Origin of the sequence: Micromonospora trifolii, from assembly GCF_050516465.1 — a bacterium.
In the GTDB taxonomy this organism is placed as follows: domain Bacteria; phylum Actinomycetota; class Actinomycetes; order Mycobacteriales; family Micromonosporaceae; genus Micromonospora; species Micromonospora trifolii.
Map to the genome: position 1 here is coordinate 2,325,771 of NZ_CP191526.1, position 20,734 is coordinate 2,346,504.

The following is a 20,734-nucleotide window of genomic DNA, read 5'->3' on the forward strand; positions in this document are numbered from 1 at the left end:
TCGTGCGCGGCATGGACGTCAGCAGGGACGGGCGCAACTGGCGGATCGGCACGGCCAGCGACGTCGGTTGGCTCGCCGGGCGCACCACGCAGGGTTTCTCGGTCACCACGGCGATCCCGCCGGTGTTCGAGGCGTACGGCACCTTCCACCCGCCCGCCGGGGTCGGTTTCGACGCCCACGAGCGCGCGGTGATCGACGAGCTGGTGTCGTGCACGCCGGATCAGCCCTGGTGGCTGGGCTTTCTCGACACCGGCGCCCACGACGTCGTCTTCCCGCACGCCCCGAGAGTGTCCCTCTACTGGGACTGGCCCTACGTGTTGGTCGAGGCCGGGCCGGAACAGGCCCTCACCTGGCGCCTCGGTCACATGCGCGGCGACGGGGCGCTGCCCGACCTGTTCTTTCCGGCGGATCGTTCCTGGCTCGTCTCGGCCCTGTGGGACGACACCTGGACCGACATCGGTGCCAGCGTTGCCGTGCTGGCGGCCCTGCGACGCAACCCGCTGGTCAACGCGCGCCTCGTCGGACCGGACGAGGACGCGTGTCCGCCGGGCCTGACGCGCGACTGACCCCTGTCGGGAGGCGGTGAGGGGACCCCCAGAACACGCGACTTTACATAATGCATATTATCGAATCGCACCTCGGTGGGTCGGAAGCAGCCGAGCGGAATGACTTCGAGGTGTCTCAGGGCGAGACGTCGATCGATGCAGGCTCGCAGCACGCCAGCTGGGGCAAGGCCCTAGCATTGCCCGAGTGATCGAGGACTTCGCGGATCAGCTCCTGTGCGACATGGCCGGCCTCGACCCCTGCACGGCAGTCGTCGAGGCCGGTGTGCAGGATGTCGACGCGCTTACCGACTACGGCCCCGAGGGCCACCAGGCCCGCGCCGACCTCGCCGCCCGTGCCCTGCGCGAGCTCGAGAGCTTGGGCGAGGCGCGTCCGGCTGCGGGCTCGCTGCACGCCCACCTCGCCGAACGGCTGCATACGCGTGTCGCCTTCCACGACGCTGCGGAGGACCTGCGCGAACTGCACGCGGCGGCCACCGGTCCGCTCCAGCTCATCCGCCAAGCTGTCGAGGCCGCGGTTCCCGGCGACGGCACCGAGGGCGCGGCATTCGAGGAGGGCTGGGCTCGTGTGGGCGCACGCATGGCTGCGATCCCCGCGGCCCTGGACGGGTATGCCCGCAGCCTCTTGCTCGCCGCGGAGCGCGGAAAGGTGCCGGCGCGGCGTCAGGTGGAACTCGTCACGCAGCGTTGCCGCACCTGGATCGCCGACGATGCCGCCCTGGTGGATCGCTACGGCGAGGGGCGTCAGCGGGCGTCGTTGCAGGCCGCGGCAACGGGCTCGCGAGTGGCGTATCAGAAGCTCGCCGGGATGCTGATCGCGGACCTGGCACCGCGGGCCGTTGAGGAGGAGGCGTTCGGTCAGCAGCGGTACGCACTCTGGGTGCGTACCTTCCTCGCGGCCCAGCCTGACCTGCGCGAGCTGTACGAGTGGGGCTGGGACGAGTTCAGAGCGACAGAGGCGGAGCTGATCGCGGAAGCGAAGGCCCTGGGCGGGAGCGTGCCAGAGGTGCTTGCCCGGCTCAACAGCCCCGACGCACCCGGCATGTTGCGCAGCAGGGAGGCGTTCGCCGCGTGGCTGCAGGAGCTGTTGGAGGGCGCCATTGAGCGGCTGGACGGTGTGTACTTCGACATCCCCGCCCCGCTGCGGCGCATCGAGTCGCGGTTGACCACGTCGTCCGGCATTGGCTACACCGGGCCGTCGCGGGACCTGACGCGGCCGGGTCGGGTCTGGTGGTCCATTCCCGAGGACGCAGCTATCTTCCCCACCTGGTTTGCCTACAGCACCGCCTTTCACGAGGGCGTTCCCGGCCATCACCTCCACCTCGGCTCCGAGGTCTGCCGGGGAGGCCTCGGGCAGCGGCTGAACCTGCTCGGCGGCCTCTCCAGCAGTCAGGAGGGCTGGGCACTGTACGCCGAGCGGTTCATGGACGAGCTCGGGCTCTATGAACAGCCGGGTGCTCGGCTGGGGTACCTGTATATGCAGCTCCTGCGGGCGGCACGAGTCGTGCTCGACATCGGCCTGCACCTGCGGCTGGCGATGCCGACCGGCGATGGAGCCGTGTGGACGGCGGGCGCGGCGCTGAAGCTGTTGCAGGACCGCTGTCATCAAGGGCCGTACGCATCCGCCGAACTCGCGCGTTACCTGGGCCGGCCAGGGCAGGCGTTGGCCTACAAGGTGGGTGAGCGCGTGTGGCTGGCCGGCCGCTCGTCCTTCCCCGGCGACCGACGCGCATTCCATCGTCGGGCGCTTGAGGTGGGTTCGCTGGGCTTGGATCAGTTGACGACCGCCCTTCAGGGTGATCGCGCACCACTCGTGCATCCCGGTGAAACACGTCACGGACCGCGCTTGTAGCTGCACGGCCTTGACGTCTGACCAGTCTGAACCAGGGCTAGACCAAGACCAGTCATTGAGGATGCATGTGGGTAGCCCCGCTCCCCCAGCTCGGGTTGTCAGGCGTGCGTGCGGCGCAGCCAGTTTTGGGTGAGTGATCGCAGCAGGGCAGGTTGTTCGTACGGCAGGTAGTGACCGGCCGCGTCGATCACCGTGTAGGTGCCGCGGGGGTAGTGGCGCATGGCGCGGAACTGGTCGGCGTAGCCGATGATTCCGTCCTGTCTGCCGGTGATCACGGTGACCGGGCCGTCGAAGACGACGTCAGCGTTCTCGTCGGGTAGCGCGTAGCCGGGGCCGGTCTGGAGTTCCTGTTGGAATGCTTCGTCGCTGGGGCCGCCGGAGTGCAGTGCCGCGAGCACCGTCGCGACGACGGCTGGGGTGCGGTGGCCCAGGGCGGCGTCGAGGTGTGCGTGCAGGGCGGCGGGGGCGGCGTCGAGCCAGCCCGGGGGCGCGTCGAGTGGTGGGTCGTCGGGCAGGTCCCGGCTGTCGCGGGCGATGGTGACGCCGGGGCAGACGAGGAGCAGGCCGGCGACGAGTTCGGGTCGTTGGCGTGCGATGCCGGCGGCGAGGTAGGCGCCGTAGGAGCTGCCGGCGAGCAGGACTGGCGCGTCGACGTGGTGCTCGAGCCAGGCGCAGACGGTGTCCAGCATTGCCTGGGAGGTGGGTGGGCAGTTGGCGGGGGTGTCGCCGTGGCCGGGCAGGTCCAGGTAGATCTCTCGCAGGCCGGCGCCGGCGAGGGCGGGGCGGAAAGCGGCGGCCGTGGCGGCGCGGCTCATGCTGAACATGGGTAGGCACACCACGGGTGGTCCGGTTTCCGCTGATTGATCGACCGCCAGGTTCATGGTCGAGATGCTACTGAGGGTGCTGGCTTGGTGTGTACCGCGTGGGTGGACGGTGATGGCACGGAGCCAGAGGGGTGGTTGCGTCGTGGGTGATGACAGTGCGGTGGTGGCCGCTTCAGATGACTCGGTTGTGGTCACCATCGTCAACGCCTGCCTTCGGGGCGGGCGTGGGGGCAGTCCAACGTCTGTCTTCGATGAGTCCCTGTCCCCCACACCGGATGCGAAGTACGTGTTGAGCGATGCCGAGCGCAGCCGGGTGTCGGTTCGGATGGGCACGTCACATGCCGTGTTCGTGGGGCGCGTCGTGGGCGACGAGCCGGTGGATCTGCGGTTCTTCACCGCCGAGGGGGAACTGCCCGCGTGTGGGCATGGGACGGTAGCGGCGGTGGCGTACCTCGCCGGGCGTCATGGCGGTGGCGAGCACGAGTTCAGGTTGCGTGTGTCGGGGCGTACGTTCGTCGGTCGCGCGGCCTGCGACGGTGACCAGATTCGGGCCGAGTTCGACCCGGGTCCGGTGGTCGTACGGGAGGCGACCTCGTTCGAGGTTGGGCTCGTCGTCGACGCCCTCGGTGTCGCTGCGGGCGACCTTGTTTCCGGAGCGTGTGTGGCGTCGTTGGGGCGGGCGCGGATGTTGGTGCCGGTCACCACACCTGGTGCCGTCGTGGCCCTGAGCCCTCGCCTGGACCGGCTCCGGGCGGCGTGCGACGGGTTGGGGTTGCTGGGCTGCTACGTCTATTCGGTCCCCACACGCATGGGGGGTGTGGTGGCGCGGATGTTCGCGCCGTCGATCGGGGTTCCTGAGGACGTCGCCAATGTGAACAGCACAGCCTGCCTGGCCGCCCGGATGGCGGGCAGCGGCTTCATCGAGTTGACCGTCGACATGGGTGACGTCCTTGGCGAACCGGCGACCATTGTCACCTCTGCCCGTCCGGGTCCCACGGGGGTACGGGTCCTGGTGGGGGCCGACGCGATGATTGTCCGTGCGGTGTCGCATCGGTATCACGCCCGATGACGGGGTGCGGTCCGCGCTCGATCCGGCGTTGAGGGCTTTGGACACCGTCTGCGGTCGTTGATCGTCGTGGGCACCGGCCGTTTCAGCCGGTGCCCACGATCGGTGGGTGGCGGGGGTACGCCTCAGATCCAGGGCACCTGCGGGGACGGGTAGAAGTTGACCTGTTGCAGTCGCCAGCGGGGTGCCTGCTCCCCCAGTCGGGTCCGGAACGATTCCCAGTCGTGGCTGGCGGTGGTGGACCAGCCGAGTTCGGCGATGGCGGGTAGGCGGGGGAAGGCCATGAATTCGATGTCGTCCAGGGTGCGTAGCGTTTCGGACCACAGCGGGGCCTCGACGCCGAGGATGGCGTTCTCGCCGACTCCGGTGACCCGGGTGGCGGGGTCCCAGCCGTAGGCGTCGGACACCTCGATCAGGCCGGCCCAGCGCAGGCCGAGGCGGGTGTTGGCGTCGTACTTCATGTCCAGGTAGGACTTGTTCGCCGGCGACATGATGATCTTGTTGCCGCGCGCGGCGGCCGCGGCGAGGCTGGCGTTGGTGGTGCCGGTGCCCCAGAACTGGGCGACGACGTCGGTGGACGGGTCGGCCTGGGTGATCTCGTTCCATCCGGAGGCGCGCTTGCCGTACTTCGCGACCAGGGGCAGGACCCGGTTCATGAAGGTGCGGTAGTCCTCGTCGGTGGTCGCGTGGGCTTCGTCGCCGCCGATGTGCAGGAATGGTCCGGGTGTGATGGCGGCGAGTTCGCGGATGACGTCCTCGACGAAGCGGTAGGTGAGCTCGTCGTTGATGCAGAGGGAGCTGTAGCCGACCGCGATGTCGGTGCGCGGGGGCGGTGCGACGCCGTCGCAGTTGAGTTCGGGGTACGTCGACTGGGCGGCGTTGGTGTGCCCGGGCATGTCGATCTCGGGGATGATCGTGATGTGTCGTGCGGCGGCGTAGGCGACGACGGCCTTGTAGTCGGCCTTGGTGAGGTATCCGGGGCCGACGCCGTCGACTCCGGTGCCGGGTCCGCCGCCGACGGTGGTGAGGCGGGGCCAGGAGTCGATCTGGATGCGCCAGCCCTGGTCGTCGGTCAGGTGCAGGTGCAGGTAGTTGATTTTGTACTGGCTGAGCAGGTCCACGTAGGCGGTGATGTCGTCGACGGTGTGGAAGTGGCGTGCGAGGTCGAGCATCGCGCCGCGGTAGGCGAAGCGTGGGTAGTCGATGATTCGTCCGCCGGGGACTGTCCAGGTGGTCCGCTGCCGGTCGGGGGCTTCGATCTCGGCGGGGAGCAGTTGGCGCAGGGTCTGGGTGCCGGCGAACAGCCCGGCGGGGGTGTTGGCGCGGATCGTGACGCCGCGGCGGGTGACGTCGAGTTGGTAGCCCTGCTGGCCGATGCGGTCGTCGGCGCCCCCGATGAGCAGGGCGATCTCGGGTAGCGGGGTGGAGCGTACGGGCAGGACGGGCAGGGGGTGGCCGGTGGCAGGTCGCAGTGTGGTGGCGAGTTGGTGGCCGATGCGCCAGGCGGCGGCTGAGCCGGGGGTGGTGCGGATGACGGTCAGGGGGGTGATCCGGAAGGTGTTTTGTGCGTCGGTGCGGGTTTCGACCGGTGCGGGGATGACGTCGCTGAGTTGTCGGGCTGGTGCGGTGGGTGCCGCGGCGGTGGCGGGCGTGGTGGGCAGGATGATTGGTAGCGCGAGTGCGGCTATGGCCAGCAGCCGTGTGGTGGTGTTTTGGCGACGCACGGTACCTCCAGGCCTCGTCATGATCGACCTTCGTCGATTAGAGTCGCAGGCTACCGGCGTTCCGCCTGTACTGTAAACCTTCCTTAACATAAGAGCTCGTCGAGACAGTGTTGTCGCCGACCTCACGTACGCCGCACGCTGGGGAATTCCTGGAGTGGGTCGTGCCGTTGTCCGTTCGGAAGATCAGGTTCGGATGATCGAATGGGAAGTGCCATGCACGTGCGCTCAGACGCGGTAGTGCTGTTCGGCGTCACGGGAGACCTCGTCTCGAAGAAGCTGTTTCCGGCGCTGTACGAGTTGACCCGGCGCGAGCGCCTCGACGTTCCGGTGATCGGCGTGGCCCGCTCCCCCTGGGATGATCAGCAGTTGGTCACCACGGCCCGCAAGTCGGTTACCGAGGCCAATGACGAGATCGACGACGAGACCTTCGACCGGCTGGCGGACAACCTTTCGATGATCTCTGGCAACTACGCGGACCCGACGACGTACCAGCGGCTGGCTGAGCGGCTGCGCGACGCCGAGCGGCCGGTCTTCTACCTGGCGATCCCTCCGGCGGTCTTCGGGTCCGTCGTCGAGGGCCTGGCGGCCGTGGGGCTGGCCGACCGGGGTCGGGTGATCGTGGAGAAGCCGTTCGGGCGTGACCTGGAGTCCTCCCGCGAGCTGGATCGCACCCTGGGCGCGGCCTTCGCGCCGGAGCGGGTGTTCCGCATCGACCACTACCTCGGCAAGGAAGCCGTCGAGGGTCTCTACGCCTTCCGGTTCGCCAACCGGCTGTTCGAGCCGCTGTGGAACAACGAGCACATCGACAACATCCAGGTGACCCTCGCCGAGGGTTTCGGCACGCAGGGCCGGGCCGGTTTCTACGACACGGTGGGCGCGACCCGGGACGTGCTGCAGAACCACATCCTTCAGGTCGTCGCGCTCATCGCGATGGAGGCGCCCGCCAGCGAGGACACCGCGGCGTTCCGGGAGGCGGAGGCCGCGGTGCTGCGGCAGATCGCGCCGCTGTCGCCGGACTCCACCGTCCGGGGGCAGTACGCCGGCTACCGCGACGAGCCGGGCGTGGCGGCGGACTCGAACACGGAGACGTTCGTGGCGACCCGGTTGACTGTTGACTCGCCCCGCTGGGCGGGTGTGCCGTTCTACCTGCGCACCGGCAAGTCTCTGCCGGGAACGGCGACGGAGGTCGTGGTCGAGTTCAAGCAGCCGCAGCGCTCGCTGATCCCCGCCGAGCGGGGCACGGCGAGGGCCGCGAACCTGCTGCGGTTCCGCCTCGGTCGCGGTGACGGCATCACGATGTCGATCCAGGCGAAGAGCCCGGGTGCTGAGGTGGCGAGCCGTCCGGTGGACCTGTCCGTCGACTTCGGCTCGGCCCTCGGCCGCCGGCAGGAGGCGTACGAGCGGCTGCTCGACGACGCGATGGACGGGCAGCACCTGCGCTTCGCGCGTGCCGAGACGATCGAGCAGGAGTGGCGCATCGTCGAGCCGATCCTGGATCTGCCGACGGCGGTGCAGTCGTACGAGAAGGGCAGCTGGGGCCCGGCGGACGCCGACGCGTTGGCCGGCGGCTGGCACCTGCCGGACCTGCGGTAGCGGCGGCCCGCGGCCTGAACCGGCGGGGTTGATCGACTCGGTTTCCCGGATGTCGCGGTGTCCGGCCCTGCGCGACACCCCGACTGTCAGGAAGCGGAGTCGATCACGCGGCCCGGAGCGCGCGCCGCGAGGACGCTGACTGACCGCTCAGCTCAGCGGAACGACCGTCCGGCGACGGTGAGGTTTTCCGCTTACGAGTGGTGCGGGCACGTTGGGTGCGACGTTTCTCGTCCTCATCGGAGAGGAAGCAGCGCATGCTTTCCGCACTCGATCGTCGGCACACCGTCGCGCCGCCCGGCTACAGCCGGTGGCTCATCCCCCCGGCGGCGTTGGCCATCCACCTCTGCATCGGTCAGGTCTACGCGACCAGCGTCTACAAGAACTCCCTGATCGCCCACTTCGACACCAGCCAGACGGCGATCGGGGTGATCTTCAGCATCGCGATCGTGATGCTCGGATTGTCTGCCGCGGTCGCCGGGACCTGGGTGGAGGCGAACGGACCGCGTAAGGCCATGTTCGTCTCGGCCTGTTTCTGGGCGGCGGGTTTCCTGGTGGGCTCGCTGGGCATCGCCACGAAGCAGCTGTGGCTGCTGTATCTGGGCTACGGGCTGCTCGGCGGCATCGGGCTGGGCATCGGCTACATCTCCCCCGTCTCCACCCTGATCAAGTGGTTCCCGGACCGGCCGGGACTGGCCACCGGACTGGCGATCATGGGATTCGGTGGTGGGGCGATGGTCGCCTCTCCCCTGTCGCGGCAACTGTTGTCGTTCTACGACCCCGGCTACGACCCGGCCAACGCGGGGTCGACGGCGTCGGGCAGCGCCCTGGTGTGGCTGTTCGTGACGCTCGGCCTGGGCTACTTCGTGATCATGATGTTCGGGGTGGCGAACGTGCGGGTGCCGGCGCAGGACTGGCGGCCGGCTGGCTTCGACCCGGCCAGCGTGGCGGCGAAGCCGCTGGTCACCACGGCGAACGTGTCGGCGGCGAACGCGGTGAAGACCCGCTCGTTCTGGCTGCTGTGGGTGGTGCTGTTCTGCAACGTGACCGCCGGCATCGGCATCCTGGAGCAGGCCAGCCCGATGATCCAGGACTTCTTCCGCGACAACGGCACCTCGGCGGTGACCGTCGCGGCGGCCGGCGGGTTCGTGGGTCTGCTGTCGCTGTTCAACATGGCCGGCCGGTTCGTGTGGTCGTCCACCTCGGACCTCATCGGCCGCAAACCGATCTACCTGGTGTACCTGGGCGTCGGCATGGTGCTCTACGCGCTGCTGGCGCTCGTCGGGCAGACCTCGACGGCCCTGTTCGTGCTGTTGGCCTGCGTGATCCTGTCGTTCTACGGCGGTGGCTTCGCGACCGTGCCGGCGTACCTGCGGGACCTGTTCGGCACCTTCCAGGTCGGTGCGATCCACGGTCGGCTGCTGACCGCCTGGTCGGCGGCGGGTATCGCCGGTCCGCTGATCGTCAACGGGTTCCTCGACGCGCAGGGCGAACCGGGCTCGCTGACCGCCGCGGCGTACCGTCCGGCGCTGTTCACGATGGTGGCTGTGCTGGCCGTTGGCTTCGTGGCGAACCTGCTGGTGCGGCCGGTGCCACAGCGCTACCACGAACCGTCGACGGAGCAGGACGCGCACCAGGACCAGAACGTGGACGAGGACACGACGGCGGAGAGGAGTGGTACGCGATGAGTGAGGACAGCCGACCCGGGCAGCAGGCCCGGTTGTGGATCTCCTGGTTGGTGGTGGCGGCGCTGCTCGGCTACGGGGTCGCCCAGACCGTCGTCACCGCGGCGAAGCTGTTCACCCACTGAGCCGGATCCGGCGGTCTCCGACCGCGCGGACGCGTGGTCAGAGACCGCCGGAGACGCGCAGCACGGTCCCGGTGGCGTACGAGGCGTCCGGGCCGAGCAGCCAGGCGATGGCGGCGGCGATCTCGTCGGGTTCGCCGGCGCGGCCCAGCGGGATGCGACCGACGGCGGAGTCGGCGCGGTCGGGCACCCCGGAGTCGGCGTGGATGTCGGTGCGCACGATGCCGGGGGCCACGGCGTTGACCCGGATGCCCTTCGGGGCGAGTTCCTTGGCCAGGCCGACGGTGAGGGTGTCGGTGGCGGCCTTCACGGCGGCGTAGTGCACGTACTCCCCCGGGCTGCCGAGGGTCGCGGCCGCCGACGAGACGTTGACGATCGCCCCGCCGTCGGTGAGCCGCCGGGCGGCCTGCTGGGCGCAGAGGACGTAGCCGACGAGGTTGACGTCGACGACCCGGCGCAGGTCGTCGACACGCAGCTCGGTGAAGGGTCCGATCGGGCTGGTGACGCCGGCGTTGTTGACCAGACCGGTGAGCGGGCCGAGTTGGGCGGCCGCGTCGAACAGGGCGTGCACCTGCTCGGGGTCGGTGGTGTCGGCGCGTACCGCGATGGCCTGGGCGCCGGCGGCCCGCAGGTCCGCCAGGACGGCGGTGGCGGCGGCCTCGTCGCGGCGGTAGCACAGGGCGACGTGATGACCGGCGGCGGCGAGCCGGCGGGCGGTGGCCGCGCCGATGCCCCGGCCGCCGCCGGTGATGACGGTGACGGGTGCCACGGTGCCTCCCGGCGGGTCTGACGGCTGTGCGTTGGTCGTGCCGACGCTACCGTGACCGGCGCGGGTCGGTCGTCGAGAGGAGGGTCACATGCAGCGGGCGTTGGTGCTCGGTGGTGGCGGGGTGACCGGGGTGGCCTGGGAGTTGGGGCTGCTGGCCGGGTTGGTCGAGCGGGGCGTGCCGGTCACCGAGGCGGATCTGGTGGTGGGCACGTCGGCGGGCTCGGTGGTCGGCGCCCAGGTGTGCTCCGGCTTGCCCGTCGAGCGTTTCTACACCGAGCAGTTGGCGCCGCCGTCGAGTGAGCTGGCGGCACGGTTGGGCTTTGCGACGCTGGCGCGGCTGATCTGGGCCGGTGGTCGCACCCGCGACGCGGTGCGCTCGCGGGCGCGGATCGGGGCGATGGCGGTGGCGGCGCGTACCCCGTCGGAGGCGTCGCAACGCGCGGTGATCGAGGCCCGTCTGCCGGACCGGGAGTGGCCGCAGCGTCGGCTGCTGATCACAGCGGTGGACGCGTCGTCCGGTGACTTCGTGGTGTTCGACCGCGACAGCGGGGTGTCCCTGGTGGACGCGGTGGGCGCGAGTTGCGCGGTGCCCGGGGTGTGGCCGCCGGTGACGATCGGCGCGCGCCGCTTCGTCGACGGTGGGATGCGCTCGACGGTGAACGCGGACCTGGCGGCGCACGCGCGCAGGGTGCTGGTGCTCGCGCCGACGTCGGCGGCGATCGGGCCGATGCCACGGCTGTCGGCGCAGGTGGACGCGTTGCGGGCGGCCGGGTCGCGGGTGGTGGTGCTGACGCCGGACGCGGCGGCGCGCACGGCGATCGGCCGCAACGTGCTGGATCCCGCGCGGCGGGCGGGCGCGGCGCGAGCCGGGCGGACCCAGGCCGATGTGGTGGCCGACGAGGTGGCAGCGCTCTGGGCGTGATCGCTTACGCTCACCGCGCGGTCGATCAGACGATGGAGGTGCGCGGTGGCGGGTGTGGGTGTCGGCGACGTGGTGCAGGATTTCGAGCTGCCGGATGAGACGGGCACTGCGCGGCGGCTGACGGAGTTCCTGGCGGCCGGGCCGGTGGTGCTGTTCTTCTACCCGGCGGCGATGACCCGGGGGTGCACGGCGGAGAGCTGCCACTTCCGCGACCTCGCGGCGGAGTTCACCGCGCTGGGCGCGACGCGGGTGGGCATCAGCCGCGACCCGGTGGCGAAGCAGGCCGAGTTCTCGAAGCTGCACGGCTTCGACTATCCGCTGCTGTCGGACGCCGACGGCGCGGTGGCGCAGCAGTTCGGGGTCAAGCGGCGGGTGCCGTTGGGGCCGTTGAGCATGAAGCGGATGACCTTCGTCATCGGCACTGACCAGCGGGTCATCGAGGTGATCCACAGCGAGGTCAGCATGAACGAGCACGCGGACCGGGCGCTGCGGGCACTGGGCGGCTGAGCGGGCGCGAGCCCCGTGCGGCGGGTGTCGCAGTCGGCTGGTATCAAGACAGCAATCAAACAGGTGTACGGAAGAGGGTTGTGATGGATGCCGGCCAGGGTTTGTCCACTAGCGAGGTGCAGAGCATCCGGGAGGCGTTGGCGGCCGGGCGTAAACCGCGGGTGGTGTTCACCGCGGCGGCGGGCCAGATCGCCGGTCAGGTCGGACAGGTGATCGAGCTGACCGACCCGGAGGTGTCCGACGAGTTCGTGGTGGTGCGCTTCGGTCGCGACGAGTTGCCGTTCTCCCCCGCCGACCTGGCCGTGGCGCCCAAGGGCGTCACTCGTCGGGTGGTGGAGCCGAAGCCGGAGCCCGAGCCCGAGGTGCCCGCGGTGGCCGCGCCGGAGTTCGTGTTGGACACGCCGCGGGTGCCCGCGCAGCGACAGGAGGAGCCGAAGGTGGAGCAGACGGAGAAGCCGCCGGCGCGGCGGGCGGTCAAGGCCGTCAAGCCGAAGGGCCCCGCGGGTCTCACCGTGACCCTGGCGTACGCCGACGGTGAGTGGACCGTCGCCGCGCAGCAGGGCAGCAAGGCCCTGGCGAAGCCGTACGTGGTGAAGCCGGCGGAGGCGTTGAAGATGGTGGCCCTCGTCGACGTGCCGGGGGTACAGGAGGCGGTGGAGCAGATCCTCGGCACCGAGCGGGCCGAGGCGGAGCAGCAGGCCGAGAAGCTGCGCGCCGAGCTGGCTGAGATCGAGGCCCGGCTGGCGGAGCTGCGCGAGGCCCGCTGAGGCGGGTCAGTGCCGGCTGTGGTGGTGCAGCAGTCGGGTGAGCAGTCGCGTCAGTTGCTCGCGCTCGGTGGCGGACAGCGGGGCGAGTAGGTCGGCTTGGACGCGCTCGAGGGTCGCGCCCATCCGGCGGGCCTCGTCGGCGCCGGCGTCGGTGGCGCTGATGACGTTGCGGCGGCGATCGGCCGGGTCGGGGGCACGCACCACGAGCCCTCGGCCGGCCAGGTCGTTGATGGCGGCCACCACGTCGCTGCGGTCGATGCCGCAGCGCCGGCCGAGGTCGGCCTGGCTCGCGGGCCCGTCCTCGGCCAGGGTGGCGAGCAGCCGGTAGTGGTAGCCGCGCAGGTCGTGCGCGGCGAAGCCCTCGCTGAGCAGGCGGGCGGCGTGACTGGCGGTCTGGTTGAGCAGCCAGCTCGGGGTGGTGCTGAGCCCGGCGGGTGACTGCGGGGCCGCGTTGTCCATGCGCCGCAGCCTACCAGGAATCGTTGGCGCGACCCACGATCGAATGCTACGTTGGTGCGACCAACGTTGGTTCAGCCAACGTATCGGAGGAGGCGTCATGTCCACCATCCCCACCCTCAACGGGCAGGTCATCGGCCACGCCCACTACGCCACCCGGGCCCTGCTCGAACGGGCCACCGCTCCCCTCGGCGTCGAGTTCAACCAGTTGCTCGCCCTCAACGTCCTCGCCAACGGCCCGGCCGAACGCGCCCACCTCACGCACCGCATCACCAGCACGCTCAAGGTCGACGAGCAGGAGGTGCAACGGGTGCTCGCCACCCTCGTCGACGCGAACCTCGCCCAGGCCGACCACGAGGCCGACGCCCCACGGCTGCGGCTCACCGACGCCGGTCACGCCGTGCAGGCCCGCATCGCCGCCGCCGTCGCGGACATCAGCGCCCGCCTCTACGCGGACATCCCCACCGACGAGGCGAGCGCCGCCGCCCGGGCGCTCACCCTGGTCACCCAGCGCGCCAACGCCGAACTGGCCGCGACCCCGACCTGACGGACAAGAGCCCGACGGTGCGCGGGCCCGGCCCTGCCCGCGCGTGAGCGGCCCACGTGCCGGGTCCGGTCGGTCAGCACCAGCCTGTCGGCGGCCCGCGCGCCGGGTCCGGTCGGTCAGAAGTAGTCGAGCAACTGTGCCGGGCCTCCGACGCCCAGCAGGTCCAGGGCGGCCGGGTCGGCGTCACCGGCGCAGTGCAGCAGGCCGGCCTGCGCGACCGACCGGGCCTGCGCCGCCCCGGCGTACAGCAGCGCGAAACCGCGGACGTCCAACCGCAGCTCCGCCTCGGCACCGACGCGGGTCAGCTCGGCGGCGCCGTCGGCGACCGCCAACCGCCAGGTGCCGGAGTTCCAGTCGGCGAGCGGGTCGGTGAGGTGGAAGTCGACGGCGCCCCGGGCGTGGGCGGGCCACCCCCGTGCGCTCACCGCCCGCGCCACGTCCACCGGCCGGTGCATCCACAGGTCCCGCTCGTGCTCGCGGACCGACTCCAACGGCAGTTGGACGCTGACCGCGTCCCCGTCGAGGGGGCACAGTCGCAGGGTCGGCGCGACGCTGGCCCAACTGCCGAGCACCCCGACGAGTTCCCGGGCGGCCTCGGCGGTGACGGCCAGCGCCTCGTCGACGGTGAGCACGGAATCGGCCCCGTAGCCCCGGCCCCGCTGCCAGGTGGCGTAGCCGACCAGTTCACCGTCGGCCTCGACGAGGGTGACCCCGTCGCCGGGCAGGCCGCGGTCGGGGGCGTCGAACAACTCACCCCGGCGGGTCAGCATGCCGTTGCGGTGCCGGGTGACCCGCTCGTAGAGGGCGTCGACGGCCGGCAGGTCGGCAGGCGTACCGGCCCGGACGGTGAGGTGCGACGCGGGCCGGTGCCGGGGCAGCGCGGCGGTGGCCAGGTCGACGGTGCGCAGCACCCCGGCGGCCTCCCACCCGCAGGCCCGGTACGGGGCCGCGACAGTCGGGTAGAGCGCGCTGATCGCCGCCCCACGGTCACGGGCGCCGCGCAGGAACGCGGTGAGCAGGGAGCGAGCCACGCCACGACCCCGGGCCTCGGGGGCGACCGCCACCCCGGCCACGTCGGCGGCCGGCACCGCCCGCCCGGACCACCACTGGTCGTGGTGCAGGTCGACGGCCTTGCCGACCAACCGGCCGGCGTCGTCGAACGCGCCGTAGCGGGTCAGGCCGGGCACCGGCGCGGACGCGGGCGCGGGACGCTGCGGGTCGGAGCCGAAAGCGAATCGGCCCAGCTCCCAGGCGGCGTCGAGGTCGTCGGCGGTGAGTTCGCGTACGTGCACAGTGGCGGGCATCGGCACACCGTAGCGAGGCGGCTCCGCACCAACAGCCGATTTACAACCGGGTGCGGCCCCGGCGCACCCCACCCCGTGCCGATCATGGAGTTGTGGTGGGCGACAAATGGCCCTCGGCGCCGCAAGTCAGGCATCACAAGTCCATGATCGATGGGGTTGGCCCGCCGCATCAGTGCTGTGGGATGTTGGCCACGCCGATGCGCTTGCGGAACACCCAGTACGTCCACCCCTGGTAGGCCAGCACCACCGGAGTGAAGATCACCGCCACCCAGGTCATGATCTTCAGGGTGTACGGGGTGGACGCGGCGTTGGTGGCCGTCAGCGTGCCGGCCGTGTCCAGGGTGGAGGGCAGCACGTTCGGGAACAGCGCCGCGAACAGGGTCGCCACGGCCAGGCCGATCGCCACGGCGGTGCCGGTGAACGCCCAGCCCTCCCGGCGTACCCGGGCGGCGGCCAGCGCACCGAGTAGGGCGAGGGCCGCGCCGACGGCGAGCACGACGGCGGCCGCGCTGGAGCGGATGCTCAACGTCCAGGTCAGGAACCCGACCGCGAGTACGGCGGCGCCCACACCCAGGCGCACGGCGAGCGCGCCCGCGCGCTCGCGGATGTCGCCGGTGGTCTTCAGGGCGAGGAACACCGCGCCGTGGGTGAGGAACAGCGCGAGGGTGGTCGCGCCGCCCAGCAGGGCGTACGGGTTGAGCAGGTTCAGCAGGCCGCCGACGTACTCGTGGTCGGCGTCCAGTGGCACGCCGCGCAGGATGTTGGCGAAGGCGACGCCCCACAGGATCGCCGGCAGCAGCGAGCCGACCACGATCGCCGCGTCCCACCGGCGCTTCCAGGACGCCTCGGGGCGCTTGTGCCGGTACTCGAAGGCGACCCCCCGGGCGATCAGGGCCAGCAGGATCAGCAGCAGCGGCAGGTAGAAGCCGGAGAAGAGGGTGGCGTACCACTCGGGGAACGCGGCGAACATGGCGCCACCGGCGGTGATCAGCCACACCTCGTTGCCGTCCCAGACCGGGCCGATGGTGTTGATCAGGACGCGGCGTTCCCGGTCGTCTCGGCCGAGCACGGGCAGCAGCATGCCGACGCCGAAGTCGAAGCCCTCCAGGATGAAGTACCCGGTGAACAGCACGGCGACGAGGAGAAACCAGATGGTGGTCAGTTCCACGATGGGCTCCGGGATCAGTAGGCGAAGGCGAGCGGGCGCTCGGCGTCGTCGGTGTCGTCGGTGGGGGGTTGCTCGCTGACGTCCGGCACGCCGGCCTTGGCGTAGCGCAGCAGCAGCTTGACCTCGATCACGGCGAGGGTGGCGTAGATCAGCGTGAAGGCGGTGAACGAGGTGAGCACCTCGGCCAGCGAGACGCTGCGGGACACCCCGTTGCGGGTGAGCATCTCGCCGAAGACGATCCACGGCTGGCGACCCATCTCGGTGAAGATCCAGCCGAAGGAGTTGGCCAGCAACGGCAGCACCGGCATGGCCAGCCCGGCGCGCAGCAGCCACTTGCTGCTCGGGGTGCGACCCTTGCGCTGGCTCCAGAGCACCAGCAGGGCGATCGCGCCGGCCGCCATCCCGAAGGCGATCATGAAGCGGAAGCTCCAGTAGGTGACCGGGATGATCGGGGTGTAGCTGCCCGCGCCGTACTGGGTGGCGTACTGCGCCTGTAGGTCGTTGATGCCGTGCACGGTGCCGTTCGGGTCACCGGTGCCCAGGTACGACAGCAGGTACGGGATCTTGAGGGCGAACACCTCGCGGCTGCCGTCCAGGCTGCCGATGGTGAGCACGGAGAACGAGGCGGGGCTCTCCGTGGTGTAGAGGCCCTCGGCGGCGGCCATCTTCATCGGCTGCACGTCCGTCATGATCTTGCCCTGGATGTCGCCGGTGAACAGCACGGCCGCGGAGGCGACCAGGACCACCCAGGAGCCGAACTTGGTGGCGAAGCGGTACGCGCCGGTGTCGGCGGAGTCGCGGTTGCGGATGACGTGCCACAGGCCGACCGCGACGATCAGCGACCCGGCGACCAGGAATGAGCCGGCCAGGGTGTGCGGGAAGGTGATCAGGGCGACCTTGTTGGTCAGCACGGCCGGGAAGTCGGTCAACTCGGCGCGTCCGCTGTCGGGGTCGATCCGGTAGCCGACCGGGTTCTGCATGAACGAGTTCGCGGCGAGGATGAAGTACGCGCTGAGGTTGGTGCCGATCGCGGCGGCCCAGATGCTGGCCAGGTGCGCCCGCTTGGGCAGCCGGTCCCAGCCGAAGATCCACAGGCCGATGAAGGTGGATTCGAGGAAGAACGCGACGAGCGCCTCGATGGCCAGGGGGGCGCCGAAGACGTCGCCGACGAAGCGGGAGTAGTCGCTCCAGTTCATGCCGAACTGGAACTCCTGCACGATGCCGGTGACCACGCCCATGGCAAAGTTGATCAGGAACAGCTTGCCGTAGAACTTGGTGAGCTTGAGGTAACGCTCGTTGCCGGTGCGGTGCCACATCGTCTGCAGGATGGCCACCAGCACGGAGAGGCCGATGGTCAGCGGTACGAAGAGAAAGTGGTAGACGGTGGTGACACCGAACTGCCAGCGGGCAACGTCCAACGCGTCCACCTGAAAACCCCCAACCATCCGTACTACGAGACGTAGTAAATACTACTGCTCGTCGTAGAACGCTGGACGGCCCGCACCCTCCCGGGACCAATGACCCTGATCACCCCGACCCGCCCTCGCGGCCCCGCCGACGCGTGCGACGATGGCGCGCTGATGGACACCGCACACACCGCCTGGCAGCCGCCGCTGATCTGGCGCGCAGCCCTGCTGTTGGCCCGGGGCCTGGTCGGCCTGCTCGCCCGCCTCGAGGTCACCGGCGACGTCCCGGCGTACCTGCGTCGCGGCCCGCTGGTGCTGGCCGCCAACCACATCAGCCCGTTCGATCCGGTGGTCATGGCCGCCGCCTGCCACACCCGTGGCATCGCCCCGCGGATCATGGCGACCGCCGGACTGTTCCGCGTCCCGGCGTTCGGCGCCGCCATGCGCCACGCCGGGCACATCCGGGTCGACCGCGGCACCAGCGCCGTGCACCGGGCTCTCGACGACGCCGCCACGGCCGTCGCCCGCGGCTCGGTGATCCTCATCTACCCCGAGGGGCGTATCGGCCTGGACCCCGGCCTGTGGCCCGAACGCGGCAAGACCGGCGCCGCCCGACTCGCCCTGGCCTGCGGCGCCCCGGTCGTCCCGGTCGCCCAGTGGGGTTCGCACGAGGTGCTGCCCTATCAGGCGCCCCGCGGAATGCTGGGCGGCGTCGCCCGCTCGCTGTGGCGTCGACCGGTGATCCGGGTGCACTTCGGCACTCCCGTCGACCTGGGTGAGACGGCGGCCGCCAACCCCGGCGCGGCCCGCCGCGCCACCGACCGGATCATCGACGCGATCACCGACACCCTCGCCCCGCTGCGCCCCGACGAGCCGGACCTGCCCCGCCATGTCGACCCCGGCCGCCCGAGCGACCCCACTCGGGCGCACCGCCGCCGTTCGGCCTGACGCCCGCCCCGGTGAACGCGTTAGACAACTTTTGAAAAGTCGTCTAATCTGTCTAGCGTGAGCACCGTGGAGATGGATGACGCAGACCCGAAGCGCACAGCCGTCCTCGCGGCGGCGGTCGCGGTCTTCGGGCGCTACGGCTTCCAGAAGACGTCGATGGAGGCGGTCGCCAAGGCGGCGGGCATCTCCCGACCCGGCCTGTACCTGATGTTCCCCAGCAAGGAGCAGCTGTACCGCGCCACCATGCAGGGCGTCATGGAACGCGCCCAGCACGCCATGGAAGCCTGCCTCGCCGACCAGTCGACGAGCTTCGACGAGCAGGTCGTGGCCGGGCTGGACGCCCTGATGGGCTCGTACATCGACACCCAGATGGCCCGCGACCTCAACGACCTGCTGGAGAACAGCGAGCCACAGTTGGGCTCGATGTTCCACGACTACCAGGTGCGGGCTCAGGTGGCACTGCGAGCCCACATCGAGGCCGTCGCGCCGGCCGGTCTGCTCGACGAGGGGCGGACCGCGGACGACGTCATGGACCTGCTCTTCTCCGCGGCGCTCACCTGGAAGTCGACCTCGACCTCCAGGGACGAGTTCCGCGACCGGCTGCGCCGGGCTCTGCGGCTGCTCCACCGCTGACACACCCCGCCCTGAAACGCCATGACCTTGCGCCCCTGGAGGCCCGAAATGTCACGAATCATCACCCCGTACTCGGCCCAGTCGACCGCCGCTGAGGTGGTCGACGGCGTCGACCTCACCGGCCGGCGGGCCATCGTCACCGGCGGCGCGTCCGGGATCGGCCTGGAGACCGCCCGGGCGCTGGCCGACACCGGCGCCGAGGTGACGTTGGCCGTACGCGACACCGCCGCCGGTGAGCGCGCCGCCGCCGACATCACGGCCGGCGGGACACCCGGCAAGGTCCGGGTCGACCACCTCGACCTGGCCGACCGCGCCACCATCGACGCCTTCGTGGCCGGCTGGACAGGCCCGCTGCACATCCTGGTGAACAACGCCGGCATCATGGCCGTGCCCGAGCTGACCAGGACAGCCGACGGCTGGGAGGCGCAGTTCGCCATCAACCACCTCGGCCACGCCGCACTGACCCTGGGTCTGCGCGACGCGCTGGCCGCCGCGCAGGGCGCCCGCATCGTCGTCGTCAGCTCGTCGGCCCACCAGCAGTCCCCGGTCGTCTTCGACGACATCCACTTCACCGCCCGGCCCTACGAGGCGTGGTCGGCGTACGGCCAGTCGAAGACCGCCACCATCCTGTTCACCGTCGCCCTGGCCAGGAAGTGGGCCGCCGACGGCATCACCGCCAATGCCCTGCACCCCGGCGGCATCATGACCAACCTGCAACGGCACCTCGACGACGCGCAGTTGCGCTGGGTCGGCGCGCTCGACGAGCAGGGCAACCGCCTGGAGGTGCCGCCGGGCTGGAAGACCCCCCAGCAAGGCGCGGCCACCTCGGTCCTGCTGGCCGCCAGCCCCGAGGTCGAGGGCGTGACCGGCCGCTATTTCGAGGACGGCAACGAGGCCTCGGTCATCACCGAGCGGGCCGACGGCAGGAGCGGCGTTCTCCCGTACGCCCTCGATGACACTGACGCCGACGTCCTCTGGGACGAAACTCTCCGGCTCCTGCGGCGCTGACCGGGTACCGGAGCAGGCGGCGGCGCGAGCGGGCGACAGACGCCGGCCGGCCACCCGCCGGCCACCAACCGCGGGCATACTGCGTCGCGTGTTGACCCGATTCGGCTACCTCGACGCGCCGGCGCCGCTGGCGTTCGCCCACCGTGGCGGCGCGGCCGAGGGCGACGAGAACACCACCGAGGCGTTCGCCCGGGCCATCGGGCTGGGCTACCGGTACGTGGAGACCGACGTGCACGCCACCGCGGACGGCGTGGCGGTGATCTTCCACGACCCGACGCTGCGCCGGGTCACCGGTGAGGCGGGACGCATCGCCGAGATGAGCTGGGCGGACCTCGCCTCGGTACGGGTCGGCGGCGCTGCCGTCGTACCCCGGCTCGACGAGGTGTTGGGGGCGTGGCCCCAGGTCCGCTTCAACATCGACGTGAAGGCCGACGGTGGTGTCGAGCCGACGGTCGCGACAGTGACCCGGGCCGGCGCCGGCGACCGGGTGCTGCTCGCCTCGTTCAGCGACGCCCGGCTGACCCGGCTGCGGGCGCTCACCGAGGGACGGGTCGCCACCAGCCTGGGCATGCGCGGAGTCGCCCGGCTGCGGTTGGCCTCCCTGCACGGGCGTCCGCTGCGGCTACCGCCGTCGGTGGTCGCCGCGCAGGTGCCGCCGCGCTACGGGCGGGTGCCGGTGGTGGACCGCCGGTTCCTCGACTACTGCCACCGCATAGGCCTGCAGGTGCACGTCTGGACGATCGACGAACCAGCCCAGATGCACGAGTTACTGGATCGTGGCGTGGATGGCATCATGACCGATCACGTCGGCGTGCTGCGCGACGTCTACCGCAGCCGCGGCCACTGGGCCGCCTGAGGATCGAAGGACCCCCG

21 protein-coding genes are annotated in these 20,734 nt (G+C 70.8%); 14 read left to right on the forward strand and 7 right to left on the reverse strand.

Going from position 1 to position 20,734, the window contains the following annotated elements:
• Positions 1 to 11 precede the first annotated feature (11 nt).
• Both ACQRWP_RS10790 and ACQRWP_RS10795 read left to right on the forward strand, forming a co-directional pair.
• Positions 12 to 566, forward strand: coding sequence for a hypothetical protein (locus ACQRWP_RS10790; protein WP_430502094.1), 555 nt, complete (start codon positions 12 to 14; stop codon positions 564 to 566).
• Between the two features lie 184 nt (positions 567 to 750).
• Positions 751 to 2,415: a DUF885 domain-containing protein gene (locus ACQRWP_RS10795; protein WP_430502095.1), complete on the forward strand. Its 1,665-nt coding sequence runs from the start codon at positions 751 to 753 to the stop codon at positions 2,413 to 2,415.
• Between the two features lie 98 nt (positions 2,416 to 2,513).
• Here the strand turns inward: ACQRWP_RS10795 and ACQRWP_RS10800 are convergent, their stop codons facing one another.
• Entirely contained in the window at positions 2,514 to 3,296 is a 783-nt protein-coding gene (locus ACQRWP_RS10800; RefSeq protein ID WP_430502096.1) for an alpha/beta fold hydrolase, read from the reverse strand.
• Between the two features lie 130 nt (positions 3,297 to 3,426).
• On the opposite strand from ACQRWP_RS10800, the gene ACQRWP_RS10805 reads away from it, so the two are divergent.
• Positions 3,427 to 4,308: a PhzF family phenazine biosynthesis protein gene (locus ACQRWP_RS10805; RefSeq protein WP_430503179.1), complete on the forward strand. Its 882-nt coding sequence runs from the start codon at positions 3,427 to 3,429 to the stop codon at positions 4,306 to 4,308.
• A 122-nt stretch (positions 4,309 to 4,430) separates the two neighbouring features.
• Here ACQRWP_RS10805 and ACQRWP_RS10810 read toward each other — a convergent pair whose 3' ends face one another.
• Positions 4,431 to 6,029: a beta-N-acetylhexosaminidase gene (locus ACQRWP_RS10810; protein ID WP_430502097.1), complete on the reverse strand. Its 1,599-nt coding sequence runs from the start codon at positions 6,027 to 6,029 to the stop codon at positions 4,431 to 4,433.
• 213 nt (positions 6,030 to 6,242) lie between these two features.
• On the opposite strand from ACQRWP_RS10810, the gene zwf reads away from it, so the two are divergent.
• The 3 genes from zwf (at position 6,243) to ACQRWP_RS10825 (ending at position 9,429) form a co-directional block, all read left to right on the forward strand.
• Positions 6,243 to 7,622, forward strand: a complete 1,380-nt coding sequence (gene zwf / locus ACQRWP_RS10815; protein ID WP_430502098.1) for a glucose-6-phosphate dehydrogenase — start codon at positions 6,243 to 6,245, stop codon at positions 7,620 to 7,622.
• Between the two features lie 254 nt (positions 7,623 to 7,876).
• A complete protein-coding gene (locus ACQRWP_RS10820) occupies positions 7,877 to 9,307 on the forward strand; it encodes an OFA family MFS transporter (RefSeq protein WP_430502099.1) in 1,431 nt (476 codons plus the stop codon).
• Positions 9,304 to 9,429, forward strand: a complete 126-nt coding sequence (locus ACQRWP_RS10825; protein ID WP_256442137.1) for an MFS transporter small subunit — start codon at positions 9,304 to 9,306, stop codon at positions 9,427 to 9,429. The genes ACQRWP_RS10820 and ACQRWP_RS10825 overlap by 4 nt, the downstream gene beginning before the upstream one ends.
• Positions 9,430 to 9,466: 37 nt before the next feature.
• On the opposite strand, the gene ACQRWP_RS10830 is transcribed toward ACQRWP_RS10825, so the two are convergent.
• On the reverse strand, positions 9,467 to 10,195 hold the full coding sequence (locus ACQRWP_RS10830) for an SDR family oxidoreductase (RefSeq protein ID WP_430502100.1): 729 nt from the start codon (positions 10,193 to 10,195) through the stop codon (positions 9,467 to 9,469).
• A gap of 88 nt (positions 10,196 to 10,283) precedes the next feature.
• Here ACQRWP_RS10830 and ACQRWP_RS10835 point away from each other — a divergent pair, with 88 nt between their 5' ends.
• From ACQRWP_RS10835 to ACQRWP_RS10845, 3 genes are all read left to right on the forward strand, one after another.
• Entirely contained in the window at positions 10,284 to 11,117 is an 834-nt protein-coding gene (locus ACQRWP_RS10835) for a patatin-like phospholipase family protein (protein ID WP_430502101.1), read from the forward strand.
• Positions 11,118 to 11,162: 45 nt separating this feature from the next.
• Positions 11,163 to 11,624 carry a peroxiredoxin gene (locus tag ACQRWP_RS10840; protein ID WP_430502102.1) on the forward strand — a complete coding sequence of 154 codons (462 nt, stop codon included), beginning with the start codon at positions 11,163 to 11,165 and terminating at the stop codon, positions 11,622 to 11,624.
• 83 nt (positions 11,625 to 11,707) lie between these two features.
• Positions 11,708 to 12,391 carry a hypothetical protein gene (locus ACQRWP_RS10845; protein WP_430502103.1) on the forward strand — a complete coding sequence of 228 codons (684 nt, stop codon included), beginning with the start codon at positions 11,708 to 11,710 and terminating at the stop codon, positions 12,389 to 12,391.
• 6 nt (positions 12,392 to 12,397) lie between these two features.
• On the opposite strand, the gene ACQRWP_RS10850 is transcribed toward ACQRWP_RS10845, so the two are convergent.
• The gene (locus ACQRWP_RS10850; RefSeq protein WP_430502104.1) at positions 12,398 to 12,850 is read right to left on the reverse strand and encodes a MarR family winged helix-turn-helix transcriptional regulator; all 453 of its coding nucleotides are present in this window, start codon (positions 12,848 to 12,850) and stop codon (positions 12,398 to 12,400) included.
• Between the two features lie 97 nt (positions 12,851 to 12,947).
• On the opposite strand from ACQRWP_RS10850, the gene ACQRWP_RS10855 reads away from it, so the two are divergent.
• The gene (locus tag ACQRWP_RS10855) at positions 12,948 to 13,394 is read left to right on the forward strand and encodes a hypothetical protein (protein ID WP_430502105.1); all 447 of its coding nucleotides are present in this window, start codon (positions 12,948 to 12,950) and stop codon (positions 13,392 to 13,394) included.
• Between the two features lie 116 nt (positions 13,395 to 13,510).
• Here the strand turns inward: ACQRWP_RS10855 and ACQRWP_RS10860 are convergent, their stop codons facing one another.
• The 3 genes from ACQRWP_RS10860 to ACQRWP_RS10870 all read right to left on the reverse strand — a co-directional run bounded on the left by ACQRWP_RS10860 (position 13,511) and on the right by ACQRWP_RS10870 (position 17,293).
• Positions 13,511 to 14,698, reverse strand: coding sequence for a GNAT family N-acetyltransferase (locus ACQRWP_RS10860; RefSeq protein ID WP_430502106.1), 1,188 nt, complete (start codon positions 14,696 to 14,698; stop codon positions 13,511 to 13,513).
• A 169-nt stretch (positions 14,699 to 14,867) separates the two neighbouring features.
• Positions 14,868 to 15,866: a cytochrome d ubiquinol oxidase subunit II gene (cydB, locus tag ACQRWP_RS10865; RefSeq protein WP_430502107.1), complete on the reverse strand. Its 999-nt coding sequence runs from the start codon at positions 15,864 to 15,866 to the stop codon at positions 14,868 to 14,870.
• A 14-nt stretch (positions 15,867 to 15,880) separates the two neighbouring features.
• Positions 15,881 to 17,293, reverse strand: coding sequence for a cytochrome ubiquinol oxidase subunit I (locus ACQRWP_RS10870; RefSeq protein WP_430503180.1), 1,413 nt, complete (start codon positions 17,291 to 17,293; stop codon positions 15,881 to 15,883).
• Positions 17,294 to 17,446: 153 nt separating this feature from the next.
• On the opposite strand from ACQRWP_RS10870, the gene ACQRWP_RS10875 reads away from it, so the two are divergent.
• The 4 genes from ACQRWP_RS10875 to ACQRWP_RS10890 all read left to right on the forward strand — a co-directional run bounded on the left by ACQRWP_RS10875 (position 17,447) and on the right by ACQRWP_RS10890 (position 20,717).
• Positions 17,447 to 18,220, forward strand: a complete 774-nt coding sequence (locus ACQRWP_RS10875) for a lysophospholipid acyltransferase family protein (RefSeq protein WP_430503181.1) — start codon at positions 17,447 to 17,449, stop codon at positions 18,218 to 18,220.
• 57 nt (positions 18,221 to 18,277) lie between these two features.
• Positions 18,278 to 18,853, forward strand: a complete 576-nt coding sequence (locus tag ACQRWP_RS10880) for a TetR/AcrR family transcriptional regulator (protein WP_430502108.1) — start codon at positions 18,278 to 18,280, stop codon at positions 18,851 to 18,853.
• A 48-nt stretch (positions 18,854 to 18,901) separates the two neighbouring features.
• Positions 18,902 to 19,861, forward strand: coding sequence for an SDR family NAD(P)-dependent oxidoreductase (locus ACQRWP_RS10885; RefSeq protein ID WP_430502109.1), 960 nt, complete (start codon positions 18,902 to 18,904; stop codon positions 19,859 to 19,861).
• Between the two features lie 88 nt (positions 19,862 to 19,949).
• Positions 19,950 to 20,717 carry a glycerophosphodiester phosphodiesterase gene (locus ACQRWP_RS10890; protein ID WP_238677996.1) on the forward strand — a complete coding sequence of 256 codons (768 nt, stop codon included), beginning with the start codon at positions 19,950 to 19,952 and terminating at the stop codon, positions 20,715 to 20,717.
• The last annotated feature ends 17 nt before the right edge of the window (positions 20,718 to 20,734 follow it).